General features: G+C 60.6%; 18 protein-coding genes, 1 tRNA gene and 1 pseudogene. 11 read left to right on the top strand and 9 right to left on the bottom strand.

The genetic code is table 11. From position 1 onward, the window contains the following. Positions 1 to 115: 115 nt before the first annotated feature. The 4 genes and pseudogenes from QTL95_RS04770 to QTL95_RS04755 all read left to right on the top strand — a co-directional run. On the top strand, positions 116 to 2,017 hold the full coding sequence (locus tag QTL95_RS04770; protein ID WP_442981252.1) for a potassium transporter Kup: 1,902 nt from the start codon (positions 116 to 118) through the stop codon (positions 2,015 to 2,017). Between the two features lie 105 nt (positions 2,018 to 2,122). Then, a complete protein-coding gene (locus QTL95_RS04765; protein WP_289718833.1) occupies positions 2,123 to 2,593 on the top strand; it encodes an HD domain-containing protein in 471 nt (156 codons plus the stop codon). A 56-nt stretch (positions 2,594 to 2,649) separates the two neighbouring features. Beyond that, a complete protein-coding gene (locus QTL95_RS04760) occupies positions 2,650 to 3,276 on the top strand; it encodes a hypothetical protein (RefSeq protein WP_289718832.1) in 627 nt (208 codons plus the stop codon). Between the two features lie 90 nt (positions 3,277 to 3,366). After that, positions 3,367 to 3,721, top strand: a pseudogene (locus QTL95_RS04755) (IS5 family transposase); the annotation flags it as partial. 338 nt (positions 3,722 to 4,059) lie between these two features. On the opposite strand, the gene QTL95_RS04750 reads toward QTL95_RS04755, so the two are convergent. Together QTL95_RS04750 and QTL95_RS04745 are read right to left on the bottom strand one after the other, a co-directional pair. After that, on the bottom strand, positions 4,060 to 5,028 hold the full coding sequence (locus tag QTL95_RS04750) for a GlxA family transcriptional regulator (RefSeq protein WP_289718831.1): 969 nt from the start codon (positions 5,026 to 5,028) through the stop codon (positions 4,060 to 4,062). 71 nt (positions 5,029 to 5,099) lie between these two features. After that, on the bottom strand, positions 5,100 to 5,846 hold the full coding sequence (locus tag QTL95_RS04745) for an alpha/beta fold hydrolase (protein WP_289719183.1): 747 nt from the start codon (positions 5,844 to 5,846) through the stop codon (positions 5,100 to 5,102). 348 nt (positions 5,847 to 6,194) lie between these two features. On the opposite strand from QTL95_RS04745, the gene QTL95_RS04740 reads away from it, so the two are divergent. Genes QTL95_RS04740 through QTL95_RS04730 form a run of 3 tightly spaced genes read left to right on the top strand, consistent with a single transcriptional unit; the run spans position 6,195 to position 8,687 of the window. After that, positions 6,195 to 7,058, top strand: coding sequence for an MBL fold metallo-hydrolase (locus tag QTL95_RS04740; protein WP_289718830.1), 864 nt, complete (start codon positions 6,195 to 6,197; stop codon positions 7,056 to 7,058). Between the two features lie 29 nt (positions 7,059 to 7,087). After that, positions 7,088 to 7,804, top strand: a complete 717-nt coding sequence (locus tag QTL95_RS04735) for a hypothetical protein (RefSeq protein ID WP_289718829.1) — start codon at positions 7,088 to 7,090, stop codon at positions 7,802 to 7,804. A 10-nt stretch (positions 7,805 to 7,814) separates the two neighbouring features. After that, positions 7,815 to 8,687, top strand: coding sequence for an alpha/beta fold hydrolase (locus QTL95_RS04730; RefSeq protein ID WP_289718828.1), 873 nt, complete (start codon positions 7,815 to 7,817; stop codon positions 8,685 to 8,687). A gap of 432 nt (positions 8,688 to 9,119) precedes the next feature. Here QTL95_RS04730 and QTL95_RS04725 read toward each other — a convergent pair whose 3' ends face one another. The 6 genes from QTL95_RS04725 to QTL95_RS04700 are packed head-to-tail and all read right to left on the bottom strand — an operon-like array spanning position 9,120 to position 15,095. Further along, the gene (locus QTL95_RS04725; RefSeq protein ID WP_289718827.1) at positions 9,120 to 9,782 is read right to left on the bottom strand and encodes a flavin reductase family protein; all 663 of its coding nucleotides are present in this window, start codon (positions 9,780 to 9,782) and stop codon (positions 9,120 to 9,122) included. Position 9,783: 1 nt separating this feature from the next. Then, on the bottom strand, positions 9,784 to 11,208 hold the full coding sequence (locus QTL95_RS04720; protein WP_289718826.1) for a M24 family metallopeptidase: 1,425 nt from the start codon (positions 11,206 to 11,208) through the stop codon (positions 9,784 to 9,786). Between the two features lie 34 nt (positions 11,209 to 11,242). Then, positions 11,243 to 12,061: an ABC transporter permease gene (locus QTL95_RS04715; protein ID WP_289718825.1), complete on the bottom strand. Its 819-nt coding sequence runs from the start codon at positions 12,059 to 12,061 to the stop codon at positions 11,243 to 11,245. Beyond that, complete coding sequence (locus tag QTL95_RS04710; RefSeq protein ID WP_289718824.1) at positions 12,054 to 12,881, bottom strand: ABC transporter permease; 828 nt, start codon at positions 12,879 to 12,881, stop codon at positions 12,054 to 12,056. Before QTL95_RS04710 ends, QTL95_RS04715 begins: the two co-directional genes overlap by 8 nt. A 10-nt stretch (positions 12,882 to 12,891) precedes the next feature. After that, positions 12,892 to 13,935: an ABC transporter substrate-binding protein gene (locus QTL95_RS04705; RefSeq protein WP_289718823.1), complete on the bottom strand. Its 1,044-nt coding sequence runs from the start codon at positions 13,933 to 13,935 to the stop codon at positions 12,892 to 12,894. Positions 13,936 to 13,982: 47 nt separating this feature from the next. Continuing rightward, positions 13,983 to 15,095: an ABC transporter ATP-binding protein gene (locus QTL95_RS04700; RefSeq protein WP_289718822.1), complete on the bottom strand. Its 1,113-nt coding sequence runs from the start codon at positions 15,093 to 15,095 to the stop codon at positions 13,983 to 13,985. 575 nt (positions 15,096 to 15,670) lie between these two features. On the opposite strand from QTL95_RS04700, the gene QTL95_RS04695 reads away from it, so the two are divergent. The 4 genes from QTL95_RS04695 to QTL95_RS04680 all read left to right on the top strand — a co-directional run bounded on the left by QTL95_RS04695 (position 15,671) and on the right by QTL95_RS04680 (position 19,589). Then, positions 15,671 to 16,600: an ABC transporter substrate-binding protein gene (locus QTL95_RS04695; RefSeq protein ID WP_289718821.1), complete on the top strand. Its 930-nt coding sequence runs from the start codon at positions 15,671 to 15,673 to the stop codon at positions 16,598 to 16,600. Between the two features lie 5 nt (positions 16,601 to 16,605). Continuing rightward, entirely contained in the window at positions 16,606 to 17,481 is an 876-nt protein-coding gene (locus tag QTL95_RS04690) for an amino acid ABC transporter permease (protein ID WP_289718820.1), read from the top strand. A 68-nt stretch (positions 17,482 to 17,549) separates the two neighbouring features. After that, positions 17,550 to 18,680 (top strand): sugar phosphate isomerase/epimerase family protein, encoded by a 1,131-nt coding sequence (locus QTL95_RS04685; protein ID WP_289718819.1) that lies wholly within the window; start codon positions 17,550 to 17,552, stop codon positions 18,678 to 18,680. A 165-nt stretch (positions 18,681 to 18,845) separates the two neighbouring features. Further along, positions 18,846 to 19,589, top strand: coding sequence for a GntR family transcriptional regulator (locus tag QTL95_RS04680; RefSeq protein WP_289718818.1), 744 nt, complete (start codon positions 18,846 to 18,848; stop codon positions 19,587 to 19,589). Between the two features lie 196 nt (positions 19,590 to 19,785). On the opposite strand, the gene QTL95_RS04675 is transcribed toward QTL95_RS04680, so the two are convergent. Next, positions 19,786 to 19,862, bottom strand: a tRNA-Met gene (locus QTL95_RS04675). Positions 19,863 to 20,051 lie beyond the last annotated feature (189 nt).

The following is a 20,051-nucleotide window of genomic DNA, read 5'->3' as shown; positions in this document are numbered from 1 at the left end:
AAGCGATCCGCATAATGCTGTGGCTCCTCCATTCGAACCGATCGAATAATCGAGCCATCAGCGATATCATTAGCCATAGCTCCGTGAAAACGCACTCGCTCCCCGCAGGAATGTCGTGACCTATCCGCAATTGAGATCCGAAGATCCGGAGTTGGCAACTGAGTCGCGTAGTGGCCTCCCATCTTTGGTCTTGGCTGCACTCGGCGTCGTGTACGGAGATATCGGAACCAGCCCGCTCTATGCCTTTCGTGAGGCCCTGCACGCGACAGCGGGGGTGGGATCGCATCGGGAAAACGTACTCGGCATCCTCTCGCTGATCGTTTGGGCACTGACCATCGTCGTTACCGTTAAATACGTGACGTTTGTTCTCAGGGCTGACAACCGCGGCGAAGGCGGAACGCTCTCCCTGATGACGCTTGCTCGGCAGAGCTTCGCCGGGAAACCAGCATGGATCCTCGTCCTCGGCGTCGCCGGCGCCTCGCTCTTTCTCGGCGACGCCATCATTACACCTGCGATCTCCGTTTTATCGGCAGTCGAAGGGATCCAGGTCGTCGCGCCGGGACTGGCGGCCTGGATCGTACCGATCACCGTCACCATCATCGCCGTGTTATTTTTCGTTCAACGTTTCGGGACGGGCGGCGTCGCCTCGGTCTTCGGCCCTGTTATGGCAGTCTGGTTCCTGGTTCTCGGCATCAGCGGCGCGATCCATATTCTCGACGACCCTGAAATCTTCAGCGCCATCAATCCGCTCCATGGCGTGCTCTATGCGTCCAACAATGCCGGGCATGCCATCGCTGTGCTCGGAGCGGTGTTCCTCGCGGTTACCGGGGCGGAGGCACTCTACGTCGACCTCGGCCACTTCGGCCGGCGGCCGATCGTGATGGCGTGGTTTTCGCTCGTCTTCCCATGCCTGCTTCTCAACTATTTTGGACAGGGTGCGTTCGTCCTAGCCAATCCCGGCATGACGGATCACCCGTTCTTCGGCATGCATCCGGAATGGGCGCGGGTGCCGATCGTGTGCCTGGCAACAGCAGCGACCGTGATTGCAAGCCAGGCGGTCATCTCGGGAGCATACTCCCTCGTTCGGCAGGCAATGCACCTCAATCTGCTGCCGCGCCTTCAGATCCTGCACACCTCCGAGACGCACTCCGGCCAGATTTTCATGCCGCAGGTGAATGCGTTCCTCTTCATATTCGTCATCGCGCTCGTCCTGTATTTCAGGAGTTCGAGCGGATTGTCGGCTGCCTATGGCATCGCGGTCACTGGCGAGATGCTGATCACCAGCGTGCTGCTGTTCGTCGTAATGAAACATATCTGGAAATGGACGACCGTGACCACCGCGGCAGTCATCGCTCCGCTCTTCCTGATAGACGCCGGGTTTTTCGCGGCAAACATCGCCAAGTTCCCCGAGGGTGGCTGGGTTCCGGTCACCGTTGCGTGCACCATGGGTCTCATCATGCAGACATGGATGGCTGGCCGACGGTTGCTGGCTGCCCGGACGCGCGCCGACGAAGTTCCGCTGGAAGGGATCATTCAGAGGCTCACCAGGAAGCCACCTACGACCGTGCCGGGAACGGCCGTCTTCCTGACCAGCGATGTCGAGGGCGCGCCGACCGCGTTGCTGCATAGTCTCAAGCACTACAAGGTTCTCCACGAACACAACGTCATACTGAGCGTGGTCACCGCGACGGAGCCGTTCGTGCCGGACGATGACAAGATTTTCCTCGAGAGTTTCAGCCCCTTGTTTAGCCGACTTGTGATTACGTTTGGATACATGGAGACTCCCAACATTCCGCGCGCCCTGGTGCTGGTCCGCAACCTCGGCCTGAAGTTCGATATCATGTCGACGTCGTTCTTCCTGTCACGGCGAACGATCCTTCCGTCGAAGAAGGGCGGAATGCCTTTTTGGCAGGATCGTCTCTTCATTGTGCTGGCCCAGAACGCAGGAAATGCGACCGACTATTTCGGCCTGCCGAGCGGAAGGGTGGTGGAACTCGGCTTGCAGACCGTCATCTGACTGTCCCCAACAGATCGGGCGCCTGCACACCGTTAACCTGCGCGACGTCGCACATGCGGAACCTCGGGGGTACGCATGACGTTTTTGCTGCGAAGGAGATGCCTGATGTCAAACCGCGACGAAGTTTCAGCAGACAAATCACAAGAACTCGAACTCGCTCGGAGGATTTCGTCCGAAGCGCATCACGGGCAGACGGACAAGACAGGCGAGCCATACGTCAATCACTGCGAGCGAGTTGCAGATCGCGTTGACGGTGCAGAAGAAAAGACCGTCGCCTTCCTGCATGACATTGTGGAGAAGTGCGACGGTTGGGATTTCGAACGCCTTCGTCAGCTAGGTTTTGGGGACGACATTGTCGAGGCGGTCGATGCATTGACCCACCGCCAGGATGAAACCGACGATCAGTTCGTCGTCAGGGCCGTCGAAAACAAGATCGCCTGCCCTGTGAAGATCGCCGACCTTCAGGACAACCTGCACCAGGCCAACGCTATGGGGTTGGATCCCGTGAAATACAAACGAGGTCTCGAGCTTGTCACGATGGTGCGAACCGATCCCAATCTGACAGGCTTGACTTAGTCGGGTTGCGATCCACCAGCGTTGACGCCAAGGCTCCGAAAGCCCATCTAAGCCCGATGCCAAAGCAAGAAAAAAACGATATCGAACTCCTGCGAAGCTGGGCGCTCACGCCCGCAGCCACGCTGGGCTCATCGGTGCGCGCGAAGGGAATTCTTCTCGAACTGCGGGCACGACTTCCCGCCGCCTCGAAGAAATCGCTCGATGTCGAAGGAAACGAACTGACGCTCGCCATGCCAGCTAGCGCGAAGTCGGAGTTTCGGGCCGCCTCGGCCATGATCGCCGATGCGATGAAGGACATAGAAAGTCTTCCTGTGATCCCGCGCGAGATCCAGGACATCCTGACGATCAAGGCGAGCGAGCGGCATCGCTGGCTGGCCGACGGCAGACTGCCCAGCGCAGGTACGCGGACTGTCCGGCTCAACGGTCGCGCCCGCAGGATTACCTTCCATGTCTTCGATCCGAAGATCGTGGAAGATATCCTTGACCGCGGTGCCGTTGACGAATGGCGCGAGGATGATCTGGTAGCGGCCGCGGAAAAGCGCAGGCAGGCGGCATATAAGGCAAAGCTTACCCGGTCGCTGAAGAAAACAGCGAAAGCGAAGAAGGAAAGGAAGGCGCTAGACGAGGAAGCGGCCAAGCTGCGCGGATGGGAGGAATTCGATCTTGATGGCCTGCTTCGCTAGGCTCCAAACCCAATCAAACCCTTGATCGAATTGAATCCATGTGATTCACCGCGACGACGATGGAGTTTGCGACGACGATGGAGTTTGGTGATGGCAAACGAATTCTGGCTTGATGACCGACAGTGGGCGGTGATCGCTCCCCTGCTTCCGACAAACCGGCGCTCATCGAACTGATGACCGCCGGGTGATCAGCGGGATCATCCATGTCCTGCGATCGGGTTGCCGATGGCAGGATTGCCCAGCCTGCTACGGGTCTTCGACAACCGTTTACAATCGCTTCCATCGCTGGTCTGCCAAAGCAATATGGCGACGGCTGTTTAAAGCCCCGGTGCAAACAACCGATCGGGATCTTCATATGATCGATAGTACCACCGCCAAAGCCCAACGGTCGGCCGCCGGCGGAAAAGGGGCGGATGCGGAGGCAATCGGTCGCTCGCGAGGCGGCATGAGACGCCCGACCTGTCGCCGGAACTGGCTCAGGGCATATTCGCGGACCTGATGGCATGGAGACTTGTAAAAGTCCTCCGCCTTGAACTGGCTCGAACCAATGGCCACGACGTTGTCGTGAGGCAACCGCGTAGATAGATTCAGCCAATTCAGGTCTTTGGAACCTCTGCTAGCGACACGCACACAACTCCTGTTGCCGGGCAAACATTGGAGGCTTCGGCGAAGAGTAGCAACTCGTAGCCCTGCTCATCTGCACTCCGTCCATTCAGTGAACCGTCGATTTCCGCAGTCCGAAGCTTCTGCTGTGGCCCGTGCAATGACGACTATGTAGAAGCTTTAAAAGCGGCGGCGATATTCGGCGGGCGACATGCCGGTCTCGCGCCGGAACAGCCGGCGGAAGGCTGCCATGTCACGATAGCCGACGATGCGCGCGATCTGCTCGACCGGCCGGCGAGACAGTTGCAACATCTCCTTGGCCTTCTCAATGCGCAGGGTTTGGACATACTCGGTCGGACGGAGCCCGGTTGCGGACTTGAACCGCCGCAGGAAGGTGCGCTCCTCGAGCTTGGCGTGCCGGCTCATGTGCGCGACGTCGATCGCTTGACCTTCCGTATCGCGCAGCATGTGCTGCACGGACAGTATCGCGTCGTCGCCGTGATCCATACGCGGTTTGAAGGACTTGTAGTTGCGCTGTTCACGTCCGGCGGTATCCACCAGCATGAAGCGGCTGGTCTGCATCATCACCGAGGTTCCGAAAATGCGTTCGCATAAACGCATGCCGAGGTCGGTCCAGGCCATTAAGCCGCCGGCGGTGACGATTGTCTCCCCCTCGACGATGATCTCGTCGATCTTCAGGCTGACATTCCTGAACCGTGTTCGAAACTCGTCGGCGTCGGCCCAGTGTGTCGAGGCCGGCCGCCCGTCGAGCAGTCCGGCTTCAGCCAGGATGAAAGAGCCTGCGCAGGAGGAGGCGAGTGTCGTTCCGCTATCGTGCAACGTGCGAATCCAAGATACGAACGGCGCAGCCTCCTCTGTCGATACCGGACCTGAGAGCCGCCCCGGAATAATGAGGACATGCGGTCCGGCGATGTTTTCGGCATTGTCGTCGCGTGTTATCCGGCCGCTCGTGTCGAGCGACCACCGGTGGACCTGGGCCTTGGCTTTCAGACTTCCCCCCTGTTCGGTCGCAAACCTGTTGGCTATCGCCAGCAGATCCGCCATACCGAGCATCGCCGCCTCGTGAGCGCCGGGATAGGCGAGGATGCCGACCTCGACAGAGCTCGGGAAGGGACCGATCTGGGTCATGCTGCACTCTCCTCATCTCGAGAACGTGGAGCGATGCAGCCGGACCCCGAGGCCCGGCCACCGTTACGCTATCAGCTTCCAGCCGCCTCTTCGATCACGGCCACCACCTTGTCGGGGTGAGAGATTATGATGACATGGCTGGAATCGACCTCCGTCACCTTCGCATTGGCGCGCTTGTACATCCAGCGCTCCAGCTCGGGATTTATTGTTCTGTCCTTTGTCGCCACCATGGCAAAAGTCGGTTTGTCCTTCCAGGCCGCCGCCTTGGCCGGAGTGCCGAGCGCGTCCTTGTGGATCAGCACCTGCGATTGCGCCATGAAAGCTGCCTGTGCCTTGGGCAGATCGGCCGCAAAGTCTTCGTGCAGGTGTTTAGGATCGATCATCAGATATCCGCCGGAAACCTCCTTCACGTTCGGCGCGCCGGCTGCTGGAAAACGGGCATGCAGCGAGGCGGTCGTCTCGCCAACCTCCGGCATGATACCGGCAACATAGACCAGAGCCTTGACCTTCTCGTCGACGCCGGCGTCAGTGATGATCTGACCACCCCAGCTATGCCCGACGAGCACGACAGGACCGTCAGCCAAGTCGATGACACGTTTCGTTGCTGCAATATCCTCGGCGAGGCTGGTTTCCGGCTCCTGCACAACGCTGACTTTGTAGCCCTTCTTGACCAGTCGCTCGAAGACCGGCTGCCAGCCGGAGCCATCGGCAAAGGCGCCATGGACGAGAACGATGTTTCTGATCGGCTCTGCGGCGCGAGCAGGCGTAAGCGCTGCCGCTGCAAGCAGCGCTGTTCCGGAGGCGATGAGCACGGACATGGTATGCACGATGGTTCTCCTTGGTTCGCTAATGGCAATCTTCGAAACTGCGACAGGGCTTGTCCTGCCTCATGAAAAGGTAGGCGGCAGTTGCGGCCCCGTGGACAGGTGTTTCCGACAAAAAACAGCGTCGAAACTGACAGAATGCGGTTCGACCCCGCGCGGTGAGTTTTTGGATCACGTCGTTGATCGAGGCCGCGCCGCGCACGATGTCACTGAGCCGGATCATTCTTTCCGACCGCCTTACCAGCGACATTTGTCAGCTTTGGCTCCCAGTTTGTCGGTTCTGGCCGCTACCAAGTCCGGTCGGAACGAATACCTCCCTGTCGACAACCACGGAGGCATCGAATGGACATGACAGAGGCAGCCGGAACGCCCTTCCGCTTCGACCACGGTGATTTCGACATCACCGTCTTCAGCGACGGCTATATCCGCGTCCCGATCGAGGTCATTGCGGCGGATGGAACGGACGCTCAGCGCGCCGAAGTGATGGCCGCCACGGGTGATCCGGATGGCGAGAATGTCCGTTCGAAGGCCAACATCCCGCTGCTGCGGCGCGGCAAGGATTTGATTCTTGTCGATATCGGCTCCGGCGATAAGTACCAGCCCTCGGACGGCAAGCTTGTCGGCCACATGGCCACCGCGGGCGTCGTTCCGTCGGAGATCACCAAGGTCGTCATCACCCACGGTCATCCCGACCATATGTGGGCGATGCTCGATGGCGGCACAGGAAGGCTGACCTTTCCGAACGCCACCTACTACGTCAACGAGGCGGAATGGCGCTACTGGACCGACCCTGCCCTGCCCGCAAGCCTGCCGGAGGAGTTTGCAGAGTTCGCCCGCGGCGCGCAGAGGGACTTTGCCGCCATCGCAGCCCGCGTCGTGCTGGTGCAGCCCGGCGACGAGATCGTCACCGGCGTTCGCGTCCTCGACACCGCCGGCCATACACCGGCGCATATCTCGCTCGAGATCGCAGGCAGCGATGGCCTGATTGTAACCGGCGACGTCGCGGTCAACCAAGTCGCATCCTTCCGCTATCCGACGGTGCGCTTTGCCTTTGACACGCATTCGGACCTTGCCATCCACAACCGGCTGAAGCTGCTGGATCGTGCTGCGACCGACCGAACGAAACTGCTCGGCTACCACTGGAGCTACCCCGGAATCGGCTTTGCCGAGCGCAGCGGCGGCTCCTATCGCTACGCCGCCGCCTGAACCAACCCGCCCTCAACGGAGAACACCGGATGACGGATCTTGTCGATCTTGCCGCCAATGCTCATGGCGGCCTGTCCCGCTGGAACGAGGTTCGCGAACTGGCCGTACAGGTTTCGCTGACCGGCCCGATGTACGTCATCAAGGGCCAGCCGCAGGGCATGGCAAATGTCTCGATGCATGTCGATACGCGCGTGCCGTCAATCGACGTCTCGCCGTTCCCGACAACCGGACATGTCGGACATTTCCGCCCGGATCGCACCTTTGTCTCCGACGGGATGGGGAAGCTCCTCGACGAGCGCGACCGGCCGCGCGAAACTTTTGCCGGTCATATTCTTTCCAGCCGCTGGGACAGGTCCCAGCTTCTCTATTTCAATGCCTATGCGATGTGGAACTATCTTTCGACGCCGTTCATGTTCACCCGCCCCGGCTTTCAGCTGAAAGAGTTGGACCCGCATCGCGAGAACGACACGCTCTGGCACCGTCTTCATGTAACGTTCCCGGCGGATATTCCGACACATTGCCGCGAGCAGATATTCTATTTCAATCAGGACGGCGTGCTGCAGCGCATCGACTATGTCACCGATGTCGCGGGCGGCGTCGCGGCGCATTACTGCTACGACCATATGTGGTTCGGCGGCATTTTATTTCCCACGTTGAGGCGGGTCGTGCGTCGTACGGAAGACGGTGCAAGTCCGTCCACCCCGACAGCCATCCTCATCCGGATCACCGATGTTCTCGTGCGCTAGGAGGCTGGTCGTGACAACCCCAACCCCGTCGTTCAATGCCGATGCCGCCGCAACCTTCTATGTGGAGGCGGGCGACAACAGGATTGCCTATCGCGTGATGGGTCCAGAGAGAGTACCGCCCCTCGTGCTCGCCATGCGCTTCCGAGGCGTCATGGATGAATGGGACCCGGCCTTTCTCGACGCTCTCGCAACCACGCGCCGTGTTTACTGGTTCGACAGCGCTGGCGTCGGCCTTTCGTCCGGCGAGGTTCCGGACAGCATTCCGGGAATGGCGCGCGTGCTGATCTCTTTCGTGGAAGCACTCGAGCTCGGGGCGGTCGATCTGCTCGGGTGGTCGATGGGCGGATACGTCGTGCAGAGCGCAACACTGCAGCGCCCGGACCTCGTTCGCCGCCTCGTCGTCGCAGGATCGGGACCGGGTGGTGTTCCGGATGCCCCGAAACCGTCGGACCGTGTCTGGCAGGCTGCCGGACGACCCGTCAACGACGATGCGGATTTCCTGTATCTGTTCTTTCCGGAAACGGAGGAAGGGATTGCCGCCGGGCGCAGGCATCTCGCCCGTTTAGGCAAGAGAAATGAGCCTGCCGAGATGAGGGTCGACGAAGCCGGCGTCAAGGCGATGATCGCTGCATTTGCGAAATTTCGGGCGGAAGACGCGATCTACCCGCAACTTGAGCGGCTATCGGTCCCTGTGCTTTACGCCAACGGCACCAACGACGTTATGATCCACGCGTTCAACAGCTACGCCGCTGCGCTGGCCGCGCCAAACGCACAGCTCATTCTCTATCCACGCGCGGGACATGGCTTTCTGTTTCAGCACGTTGCGGCATTCGTTAGAGACCTGACCAATTTCCTCGATGCCGATCACGGCATCGAGGGGTGAACATGGCTTTGGGTTTCCGAGAGTGAAAGAACGGACGCCTGATATAAGAAGTGGATCGCAGGTGCTTGGACCTACGATGGCGACAGCCTTACCATCTCCAGCGCATCGTCTGCCATCACGCCTCCTCTTGCCGGAACGCTTCCTCCCTTGCTTTTTGCGCGCCCGGTGCGGCAACCAGCGCCGAAGCGACGGCGAGCATGATGGCGCTTAGCGGTTCGATCACGAGTACGTTCGGATCACCAAGGGCGCGTCAGCGCGCGTCGAGGGCATTGGTTCGCAGTCGAAACTGCGCAGGACATGCCCGGCAACGACAGTCATGCAATAAAGTGACGCTGTGTTTGTAGTCTTACGCAGTGATGGGATTTGAACCTCCAACCCACATCGTTCCTCATTACTCATGCCGCCTAAGTCTCTATATTTACCGCGGTAGTCTCATTCAGCCGCCGTCTTTACACCAGCCTTCCGCCCTGCCCACTCTTGTGGCGTCAGCGTCTTGATATCGAACTGATCGCGCGTGCGAGCATAAGTGTGCCCACCCATGCGGCCGACGGCGTCCATCATCTGCTGATCGATATGCAGGTTGGAGACGTTGACCGCATCGCTGCGGACGAAGACGCCGACGACCTCGCCGAGGATGATCTCGCGGGCCGGGCCGACCTGGAGTGTCGTGTGTCGGCGGCATTCGAGCGCTGCCGGCGCTGCGAGGATCCGCGGGCTGCGGACCATCTGTCCCGGCACGGTCGCGAGGCCCGCCTCCTCCATCTCGTTTACCTCGGGGCCGAACTTGATGGCGCAGATTTCCATCTGATCGACCAGCGCATTGTCGCAGATATGGACGGTGAATTCGCCGGTCTCGCGGATATTGCGTGCCGTGTCCTTGAATCGCATGTCGGCATAGTTCTCGACGCCGATGGCGACGATGGCCGGATCGTGGGTCAGCACGTTGAAGAAGCTGAAGGGACCGGCATTCGGCTGGCCGTCCTTGCTGACGGTCGTCACCAGCGCGATCGGGCGCGGGATTACCGTGCCGATCAGGATCTTGTAGCGCTCGCGCTCGTTGAGGCTGGAGAAGTCGAAATGGGTATGCTCGTACATATCAGGCCTCGGCAGCGATGCGGTGGGTTTCAAGGGGGGTGTGGCGGGAGAGATTCTCGAACCCATCCTTGGTGACGACATACATGTCGCCGACATTGCAGCCGGCGGACAACGGTTCCAGCCACTGGGTATGGAGCACGAAGACCATGCCTTCCTCCATCCGGTCGTAGTTGTGGGAGGAGATGTTGAAGCTGTTCTGGCCGCCGGCCATGCCGACCGAGTGGCCGAGATTGGGGTTATGCGGCCCGTGGGTCGCCGGGTAGACATGCATCAGCTTGCGGCCCTGCGCCTCCCAGTCGATGTTCTTCACATATTGGCGCGGGATGAGCCGGGCGCTGCCGTCGTCCATCGGCGCCCAATTGTAGGGCATGTTGCGCGCTTCCGGCGAAGCCAACATGCCGCGCTCGATCATCGGCTCGAAGGCGGCGTTGTTGACGTCGCACATCAGGGCGCCGGGGCGGATCAGCTTTTCGGCGCGTTTGACGCCTTCGGTGCAGGCATCAAGCACCTCCTCCTGTCGCTTGGTGATCCCGCCGACGGCGATCATGCGCGCGGTCTGGGCCGTATATCCGCGATAGGTGACGTTGGAGACATAGAGGTTGATCAGGTCGCCCGGCCGCACAACATGGCCGTAAGGCTTGCCGCAATGGGTGCCGAACTCGTTGATGCCGATCTGGTAGCCATCGCCGGTCTCGCCGCCATAGGTGAGCTGCGCCTGGGTGAAGGCGGCGTAGATCTCGTGATCGGTAACGCCGGGCTTGGCGACATGATAGGCCGCCTGCGTGGCGATGCTGATAAGCTGGGCTGCGGCGCGGAACAGGGTGATCTCGCGCGGCGAGCGGACCTTCTGCATCCGGTCGAGAATGGCATTGTCGGCGACGAACTTGGTCTTCGGCATCAATTCGTCGAGCGCCGCCCAGAAGGTCAGCGACGTCCGGTCGCCGATGCGGCCGATCTGGGCCTTGGCGAGCCCCATGCCGGCGAGGAGTTCGGCGCATTTCTCGGCCGTCTTGACGACGCTGTCGCCCGGACGGTCGGCATACTCACGGCCGATCGGCCCGATCTGCCAGATGTCCTCGACCAGAACAGGCTCACCGCCCGGTGGCAGAAGGACGGATTGGGTGAAGAAGGACAGAAGTGTCAGCGGCTTGTCGCTGTCGGTCGGGATGATCAAAACACCTTCGCGCATCCAGTCACAGATGTAGCGCAGATAATGGTTAGAGGCATGGAACCAGCCGACGCTGCCGGTGTGGACGATCAGCGCATCATGCCCGGCTTCGACGGCCTGACGACGGATCCGGCGCAGGCGATCCTCGAACTCCTCGACCGGCAGCGGCGGAGGCGCGTCGAAATCAAAATCCGGCTGAAAATCGGCGAGCAGCGAGCCGACGCGATAGGAGCCGGACTTGGTTGCGCTAGGGGTCATGGGTGTTTCCTTCCAGATTATTCTTGAAGCTTGGTCAGGCCTGCCGTGGCGCGAGAACGCGCCTTGCGACGAGCATGACGATGAGGGTGAGGCCGATGAGGATGCCGGAGATCGCGGCCACGCGAACGTCGAGCGATTCCTCGATCAGCGCGAACATGCGCAGCGGCAGGACGGTGGTCTCGGCATCGGCGAGGAAGAGCGAGATCGAGACATTGTCCAGCGACTGGATGAAGACCAGAAACGCGCCGGCGAGAATGCCCGGCATCAGGAGCGGCAGCGTCACGCGGCGAAGCGTGGTGAACCAGGATGCGCCCATGACCGTCGATGCCTCGGCGAGCGACGGATTGAGTCCTTGCGCGACGACGGACGCGGCGCGGTACATCAGCGGCCCGAAGACGACGACATGGCCGGCGACGGTCAGCCAGAGCGACGGCTGGAAGCCGATGAAATTGGCGACGATCAGCGCCGCCAGACCGTAGACAAGGCTTGGTAACACCAACGGCGATAGCAGCAGCGGTTCGATCGCGCCGACGGTGCCCTTGCGCATCCGGCTCGTGCCGATGGTCGCGGGCACGGCAAAGAGCAGCGAGCCCAGAACCGCAAGGCCCGCGATCTTCAGCGAGTTGAAGGCCGCCGCATGTTCCGTCGCGGAGCGAACGGGATCCAGCAGCGCCTCGTACCAACGAAGCGAGAAACCCTGGGGTGGGTATTTCAGGGTCTGGCCCGAGGTGAAGGACATGGTCAGCGCAATGACGATCGGCGCCACGAGATAGATCACGGCAAAGGTGCCGAAACCGAAGACAAAGAGCTTGTAGAGCAGACCGGGGATGGGGTTTTCGCGTCTATCAGCCATGGCCGACAAGTCTCCTGTGACGGGAAATCATGGTCATTGCGACGAGCAGGCAACCAGTGGAAAGCAGCAGCACGACGGCGATTGCCGATGCCAGCGGCCAGTCGAACAGCGTGCCGACCTCGCGATAGATGAGCTGCGGAACATAGACGTTGCGCGCGCCGCCGATGACGGCCTGCGTGACGAAGGAGCTGCTGGTGCTGGCAAAGACCAGGATCCAGCCGGCCAGCAGACCGGGCAGCATCAGCGGGATGAGCACGGTCACGAAGATGCGCCAGGGACCGGCACCGGAGACCTGCGCTGCTTCGGTGTATTGAACCGGTGTACGGGACAGGATGGCGACGAGTGGCAGGATGATCAGCGGCAGGTCGATCTGGCACATGGCCATGACGAGGCCGAGTTCGGTGAACATCAAGCTGATCGGGCTGCCGGTCAGGCCGAGCCCCATAAGCGCCTCGCTGATCGGCCCCTGACGCCCCAGGATGACGATCCAGGCGAAGGTGCGCACAACATTGCTGGTCAGCATTGGGATGAGCGTCAGGAAGATGATCACCTGGCGCGCCGTCTTGCCGCTGTGCCAGTAGAGAAGCGCGATCGGCACGCCGAGCAGCGTGGTGGCGGCAACCGTCTCCAGTCCCAGCCGTGCGGTATTGATGAGGACGCGAAAATTGAACGCGTCCCCGAAGAACCTGGCATAATTGGCCAGCGTCGCCCCATCGGGACCTGTGAAGCTGAAACCGACGAGAACGGCGAGCGGCGTCGCAAAGAACGCCACCGAGAGCAACAGCATCGGTACAACGTATGGATAACCGCCCGCCTTCATCGTGCGCTCCTCAGCCTGCAACGAGAGCGTCGAACTGGCGGATCCAGTCGGCGCGGTTCTTGTTGATGGCGACCCAGTCCGGATAGACCATGTTGCCGAGCTGCTCGCGCGTCACATAGGCCTCGATCTCGGGGGTTAGCCCGACGTCCTTGTTGGTCGGGAACATCTCGGTCGGCGGCAGCTTCAGCTTGTCCTGCGCAGCCTTGGAGATGGCGGCGTCCATATAGGCGTAAGCGGCATCGAGGTTCTTCGCACCCTTGGTCAGGTGGATGTTGACCGGAGCCGCCGGCGCGCCGGTTTCCGGAGCGACATATTCGGCCTTGAGGCCCATCGACTTCAGGCGGGCGACATTGCCGGTCGAGCACATGAAGACGGCGATTTCGCCCTGCTGGAACAGCGTCATCTGGTGGTTGGTGCTGTCGACCACGCCCTTCAGATGCTCCGGATGGTCCTTGAACAGCTTGAAGACCGCATCCATATCGTTCGGACCCGAGCCGAAGATCTTCGCCATTTCCGTATAGGCCATGACGGCGGTGTTCGAGCCGAAACCGGTCCAGGAGACGAGGCCACTATAGGCCTTGTTCTCGAACAGATCGCGATAGCCCTTCGGGCGCGGCACGAGGTCGGGATTGTAGGCGATGCCGTTGACCTCGATGGTCACGGTCGGGCCGTACTCGCCCTGGAAGGCCGGATCGAGCATGCCCCAGTTCTTCAGGCGGCTTGGATCGATCTTCTGGATGATGTCGTTCTCGATGGCGACGGCCATCTGGCCGGGCGACATCAGCAGCGTGTCGTAGGGTGGGTTACCGGGGCTCGCCATGACCTTGGCAAGCTGATCCTGCGCCATAGAGGGGGCGATGGTCAGGCCGTAGCCGGCTTCCTTGACGAGCGGAGACAGAACCGTGCGGTAGCCGTCTTCCCAGTTGCCCGGAAAGGTCGCCGCAACAGCGGTTTCGCCTGCCGCCGCGCGGGCAGCGAAGGGCATTGCGGAGGCCGCGGCAACGCCGGCAGCGAGAAGGCCGAAATGGCGGCGGGTCATTTTGAAGTCGTTCATGCTGTCACCTCTGTTGGTTGTTGTTGATGTTATTCCGTTGTTGGCATTCACTGGATGCTTTCCGGTTCGGCCGGAAATGCGTGACACCTGCGGGTGTCGATCTCTGCGAAAACTTGGGCACCGATATCGGGAATGGCCGTGCCGGGACCGCGAACCTCAGAGGCGCGCAGACCCGTTCCGTCGTTCAGCACAAGGTCGTGGATCAGCGTCGGGCCGAGCGGCACAGAAACGGTGACGCGCGCCGCAAGCGCGTTCACGCCCGGCTGCGTCATCAGGCGGACCTCTTCGGGTCGGAAGGTGATGGTGACATCCGAGCCCGTGGTGAAGCTCAGGCGGCGCGGCAGGACGAGGTTTTCGCCGCTCTTCAGAGCGATGACCGTGCTGCCTTCGCCGAGTTCGGCAACAGTGCCATGGAGAACATTTGTCTGGCCGATGAAGGTATTGACGAACAGGGTCTTCGGCCGGTCGTAGACTGCCATCGGCGTGTCGATCTGCTCGACATTGCCCTTGTTCATCAGCACCAGGCGGCTGGCGAGGCTCTGTGCCTCTTCCTGATCGTGGGTGACGATCAGCGTGGTGATGCCGAGCGTCTTCTGCAGATGGAGGAGCTCGACCTGCAGGTCGAAGCGTAGCGCCCGGTCGAGCGCGCCGAAGGGTTCGTCGAGAAGCAGCAGCGACGGACGACCTGCAATGGCGCGGGCGACGGCGACACGCTGCTGCTGCCCACCCGAGAGCTCACGCGGCAGGCGGTTGCCATAACCATCGAGGCGGACGAGCGAGAGCATCTCCTCGACCCGCGCGTTTCGTTGCGCACGCGGCACTTTCTGGCAGGCGAGCGGATAGGCGATGTTTTCCGCAACGGTCAGATGCGGGAACAGGGCATAGTTCTGGAAGACCATGCCGATGCCGCGTGCGCGGGCGGAGACATTGGCAAGGTCGTCGTCGCCGAGCACGATGCGGCCCGCCTTCGGCTGAATGAGGCCGGCGATCGCCCTCAGCACCGTCGACTTGCCGCAGCCACTCGGCCCCAGGAGCGCAACGATCTCGCCGGCCTCGATATCGAAGGATATGTCACTAACGGCATTCTGGCCGCCATAGCTATGGGTAACGCCCCGAACACTGAGCCGCTTGCGATCGGTAGTCTTTGCGATGTCCAGCATGTGGCTTCCCTGATCTTGCGTGGTGGCAATGAGCGCTCCGACGTCGGAGCATGTTCATGGAAAGGGAATTGCAAGGGCCGTGCCAGATTCGAATGATGACGACAGAGAAAAATTCAAGTATCTGATTATATGCCGATATTTATGATTATAAAGTTTCGCAAGTTTCTTATTACAAAATTCCGACATTTATTTCGGAATTTATTTTGTCTAAAGTTTTGCCATAAAGTCTCAACGTCGTGCAGAATTCTGCTCATTTATCGGCCTGATAGCCGCCTCGCCATTCGAGAAACAGGCAATCTCGCCGGCCATCATCCAGCAGGAAAAGAACAGGGAGGAGGGAAAGGGCGAGGCTTGCGGCGGTTTTCGCCCAGAAAATCGACGCAAGGGCGATTTTTTAATCATTGCTATTTCGAACAATCATGCGAAATAATATGCGAAACTTTATTCGGATAAATGGAAACTGTAGTTTATTCGTTCAAATTCAATCTCTTGAGCCACAGGAAGTAAAACTGGCACGGTGATTGCTTCGAAGATCCCAGAGAATTCATGCATGCAAAATCGAAAAAGGGGATCCCATGAAGAACGTGCAGACAATCCTGAAGGCCGGCATCGCCACCGCGCTCGTCACTCTCATGGCGCTGTCCGCCCATGCTGCAGAAAGCGCGGCAGAGAAGATGGAAGGGGTTGAGGTTGCCAAACTCCCCGGCGTGGCGCTGACGCAGAAGCTGGCGAACAGCCTTCCGGCTTCCATCAAGGCATCGGGCGTACTGAAGGTCGCGACCGACTTGACCCCGCCGATCAGCTTCCACGACGATGACGGCAAGCTTGTCGGCATAGACGCCGATATCGCCGCAGCTCTCGGTGTCATCCTGGGGCTCAATGTCCAGATGACGGATGTCGGCGCCGGCGCGGCCATCGTTCCCGCCATCCTCTCCAAACGCTTCGACATGACAATCTCCGGCATCAACGACGACGTCGAACTGGAAAAGCAGGTCGATGTCATCGACTACATGTATGATGCCACTACAATCATGACGATCAAGGACAACCCGCTCGGCATCAAGAGCATGGAAGACCTCTGCGGCAAGAAGGTCGCCGTTCCCGTCGGCACCTTCCAGGGCAAGATGGTCGAGGCGGCCTCCGCAAAGTGCAAGACGCCGATCGACATCATGGCGATCCCGAAGATGCCAGACGTGCTGCAGGCGGTGCGCACCGGTCGCGCCGATGCCACCGTCAACGGCTATGCGACCAGCGTCTACACAACCGAGCACCAGACCGGCAACGGCAAGGGCTTGCAGGCGCTTCCGGAAATCCGTCTCGCCGTCGGCTACCTCGGCATGCTGATATCGAAGGACAATCCGGAGCTCCGCGACACCGTCGTCGCCGCCCTGCAGCAGATGGTGGACAGCGGCGCCTACGAGACGATCATGAAAAAGTGGAGCCTCGGCCCGCTCGCGGTGAAGAGCGTCAAGGTCAACGACGCCACCAGCATGCCCGCGGAGTGAACCCAATGGCACTGTTCTCCGCACAGACAACGACAATGAGCCTGCCGCCACCGGCCATGCGGTCGATCAAGTGGGGACAGTTCGCAACCGGTGCCAGCGCGATCCTCGCGCTGGTGCTTCTCGGCAGCGTCGTCGCGCAAAGCCAGAGCGTGCAATGGTCCGAAATCCCGCACTATCTCGTGCACCCCCAGATCCTGCGCGGCGTACTGCTGACACTGGAGCTGACGGCCGGCGCCATGGTCTTCGGCATCGGCCTCGGCTGCCTGCTCGCCGTCATGGCGACGTCGACGAACATCGTTCTAAAGGCGATTGCCGCAGGCTTCGTCTGGTGGTTTCGCGGCGTGCCGCTGATCGTCCAGATCTTCCTCTGGTTCAATATCGCGCTCTTCATTCCGCAGGTCGGGGTGGGGCACTACAGCATCTCGATCAACGACCTCGTCACGCCGGCACTCGCGGGCTTCCTGGCGCTCGGACTGCATGAGGCCGCCAACATGTCGGAGATCATCCGCAGCGGCCTGCTTGCCATCGACCGCGGCCAGCGCGAGGCAGCGACAGCACTCGGACTGAAGCCCCGGCAAACATTCCGCACCGTCATCCTGCCGCAGGCGGCGCGCCTTATCGTGCCCCCGACCGGCAACCAGGCGATCGGCATGCTGAAAGCCAGCGCCATCGTCTCCGTCATCGGCATGCAGGACTTGCTGACCCAGGCGCAGGTCATCTACGCCCGCAACTTCTTGGTGATCGAACTGCTGTTCGTCGCCTCCATCTGGTACCTCGCGATCACGACGGTGGCGTCGATCGGCCAGCACTATCTCGAAAAGAGCCTCCAGCCGAAATATCGCAGTGGCACCGACAAGTCCCGCACCGCGAAACGCGCGTGAGGGCCAACCAATAACCAAGGGCCTCGCCACAGCAGCGAGGCCTGTCAGGAAACGACAAGGAGCACATCATGAAGCTTGGCATCGACAACATCAAACTGCCGGAATCGAAGAAGCGTGGCCCGCTCGGCAGCCTCGAGCACGTCAAGGAGCTCGGCCTTTCAGGCATCTTCTTCTCCACCGCGCTGGACATGAGCCCGACGCTCGACTTGGGTGAGCTGCGTGACATCAGGGCGAAAGCCGACGAGCTCGGTCTCTATCTCGAAAGCGGCGTCGGCAAGATCAACCCCTATTGCAGCGCCGAAGAACCGGCTCTGAGAGCCGCCGGCGACGGCGACATCATTGCCGGCTTCACGCGGATGATCGAGGCGAGCGCCGCCATCGGCTGCTTCGAACTCTGGGTCGCGCCCGGCAACTTCAAGTCCGAATACCGCGGGCGTCTCGCCAATGACCGCTTCCGTACTGACATCACCTGGGAAGACCAGCTCGTTGGCATCGAGAAGGTGCTGCAGAAGCTTGCGCCCGTTGCCCGTGCGCATGGCGCGCATCTGAATATCGAGACCCATGACGAAATCACCTCCTTCGAGATCCTGCGGCTGATCGAGAACGTCGGCGCCGATTGCGTCGGCGCCGTCTTCGACACCGCCAATGGGCTGCAGCGCGCCGAGCATCCGGTCTTTGCCGCCAAACGCCTCGCCCCCTATGTCCGCCAGACGCATATCAAGGACGCGTATGTCGGACGCGCGCCCGGCGGCCTCGACTTCCAGACCCGCCCTGTCGGCGGCGGCATCGTTGATTTCGAGACGATCCTGCCGATCCTCGCCGAGGCCAACCCGGCGTTGAACCTCTCGCTCGAGGTCGCCGCCTCCGTCGCCGACAAGCCGCGCAAGGCCAATCCGCGCCAGTGCATCCAGATCGACGACCCGATCTGGCGCGCCGGCCATCCCGATCTCACGGCCGAGGAGCTCGACGCCTACATGACGCTGGTCGATGCCTATGAGACGCGCGTTGCATCCGGCGAGGTCCCGGACTGGGCGGCCTACGAAGCCAGCCAATACGGGTATCCGAACTATGAGCATCAGTCCTACGGCTTCAACGAGGCGATCGCCTTCATCAAGCAGTCGGCGCGTCACATCGAAACGATCTGCGAGGACAAGGGGATTGCCCTAGCCTATCCGGCGGCCAACAAGCAGGCAGCCTGATCGCCTGGACGAGGGTGGTTTCAGCCACCCCACTCCGCCAGCTTATGGTGGAAACATCGAGTTGCGCACAAACATTCTTATAGAAAAAATTACAGTGCGCAGATATCGGTGTGATTCACGGCGTTTGGCATGATCCGGAAGCCGTGACATTGCCTGGAGAGGATGATGAAGAGAACCCGCCGTCAAAACCTGAAATCGCCCGCGACCGCCATCGGTGCGGCTGAGAACGCAGACAATGACGATGTGTCCGAGCGCATTCGCAATACGCTGGCAGCGGCGATCGGCGAAGGCGCCCTCAAGCCGGGTACCAAAATCCTTGAAGAGGCGATCGCCGAGCATTTTGGCGTCAGCCGCACAGTCGTCCGCGGCGCACTCGGCGTGCTCGAAAGCGACCATCTTCTGGAGCGCAAGAGGAATCGCGGGACTTTCGTCGCCGAACCCAGCATCGAGCAGGCCAAAAACCTGTTCGAGGCGCGCCGGAAACTGGAACGGATGCTCCTGGAACTCGTCATCCTCCGCGCCACATCCGACGAGCTCGATGCACTGGAGCGGTTGACGCACGAGGAAGAGCACATCCATCACCACGGTGACGAAAAGTCAAAGACGGTTCTGTCAGGGAAATTCCACATCGTGCTGGCAGATCTCGCCGGCAACCCGGTGTTGACGGAAATGCTCTCCAAGATCGTTGCGCGCCTTTCCCTCGTCATGGCTCTCTACGAAGAGGACCGCAAGGACGATTGCGGCGCGGATCACCATCGCATGATCGTTAAGGCGTTGAAGGCAAAGGACCTCGCCAAAGCGCAGGACTTGATGGATCACCATCTCGCGGACATCGAAGGCCGTGTGCGCCTGACGGAGGGACAGGGTGACCGGCATACGTTTATGGCCGTGCTCGAGAACTTCTCATAAGGTGTCGTTTGCGAGCCGTCATCGGAAAGACCTCAGCTGAGAAGCATGCTCAAGTATGAGCCGACTGGGCTAGCATCTATCGCCCGGGGCCGTCTAATTGACTTCGATTTTCTCGCGAATCAATACGGAAACGAGAAGCGAACGCGCCCTGAGAGTTTACTCAGGGTTTCACGAAGAGGAAATGTACAGGTGCCGTTGGTTGCGGGGGCAGGATTTGAACCTGCGGCCTTCAGGTTATGAGCCTGACGAGCTACCGGGCTGCTCCACCCCGCGCCAGCGTAAAACCCTTCGGGTTTTATCGCGTCCGAGTAAACCCTTTGGGTTTACCGGTACTGCCGGAGCAAAACCCTATTGGGTTTTGTTCCTGTAAGGGACGCACCATTATAGATCAGGTGCGTCGAAGTTTCATTCTGTATGTTCGAACCAGCAAAAAGCAAAAGGCCGCTTTCGCGGCCCGATGTT

It is taken from the genome of Rhizobium sp. S152 (genome assembly GCF_030380735.1).
In the GTDB taxonomy this organism is placed as follows: Bacteria; Pseudomonadota; Alphaproteobacteria; order Rhizobiales; family Rhizobiaceae; genus Rhizobium.
The sequence above is the reverse complement of the archived record's forward strand: the minus strand, read 5'-3'. Positions and strand labels throughout refer to the sequence as shown.

Coding starts and splice junctions, on each gene's coding strand:
- QTL95_RS04695 (WP_289718821.1), top strand. CDS start 15,671: ATGAAGAACGTGCAGACAATCCTGAAGGCCGGCATCGCCACCGCGCTC.
- QTL95_RS04740 (WP_289718830.1), top strand. CDS start 6,195: ATGGACATGACAGAGGCAGCCGGAACGCCCTTCCGCTTCGACCACGGT.
- QTL95_RS04735 (WP_289718829.1), top strand. CDS start 7,088: ATGACGGATCTTGTCGATCTTGCCGCCAATGCTCATGGCGGCCTGTCC.
- QTL95_RS04710 (WP_289718824.1), bottom strand. CDS start 12,881: ATGAAGGCGGGCGGTTATCCATACGTTGTACCGATGCTGTTGCTCTCG.
- QTL95_RS04690 (WP_289718820.1), top strand. CDS start 16,606: ATGGCACTGTTCTCCGCACAGACAACGACAATGAGCCTGCCGCCACCG.
- QTL95_RS04745 (WP_289719183.1), bottom strand. CDS start 5,846: ATGTCCGTGCTCATCGCCTCCGGAACAGCGCTGCTTGCAGCGGCAGCG.
- QTL95_RS04750 (WP_289718831.1), bottom strand. CDS start 5,028: ATGACCCAGATCGGTCCCTTCCCGAGCTCTGTCGAGGTCGGCATCCTC.
- QTL95_RS04725 (WP_289718827.1), bottom strand. CDS start 9,782: ATGTACGAGCATACCCATTTCGACTTCTCCAGCCTCAACGAGCGCGAG.
- QTL95_RS04715 (WP_289718825.1), bottom strand. CDS start 12,061: ATGGCTGATAGACGCGAAAACCCCATCCCCGGTCTGCTCTACAAGCTC.
- QTL95_RS04685 (WP_289718819.1), top strand. CDS start 17,550: ATGAAGCTTGGCATCGACAACATCAAACTGCCGGAATCGAAGAAGCGT.
- QTL95_RS04680 (WP_289718818.1), top strand. CDS start 18,846: ATGAAGAGAACCCGCCGTCAAAACCTGAAATCGCCCGCGACCGCCATC.
- QTL95_RS04705 (WP_289718823.1), bottom strand. CDS start 13,935: ATGAACGACTTCAAAATGACCCGCCGCCATTTCGGCCTTCTCGCTGCC.
- QTL95_RS04700 (WP_289718822.1), bottom strand. CDS start 15,095: ATGCTGGACATCGCAAAGACTACCGATCGCAAGCGGCTCAGTGTTCGG.
- QTL95_RS04760 (WP_289718832.1), top strand. CDS start 2,650: ATGCCAAAGCAAGAAAAAAACGATATCGAACTCCTGCGAAGCTGGGCG.
- QTL95_RS04765 (WP_289718833.1), top strand. CDS start 2,123: ATGTCAAACCGCGACGAAGTTTCAGCAGACAAATCACAAGAACTCGAA.
- QTL95_RS04720 (WP_289718826.1), bottom strand. CDS start 11,208: ATGACCCCTAGCGCAACCAAGTCCGGCTCCTATCGCGTCGGCTCGCTG.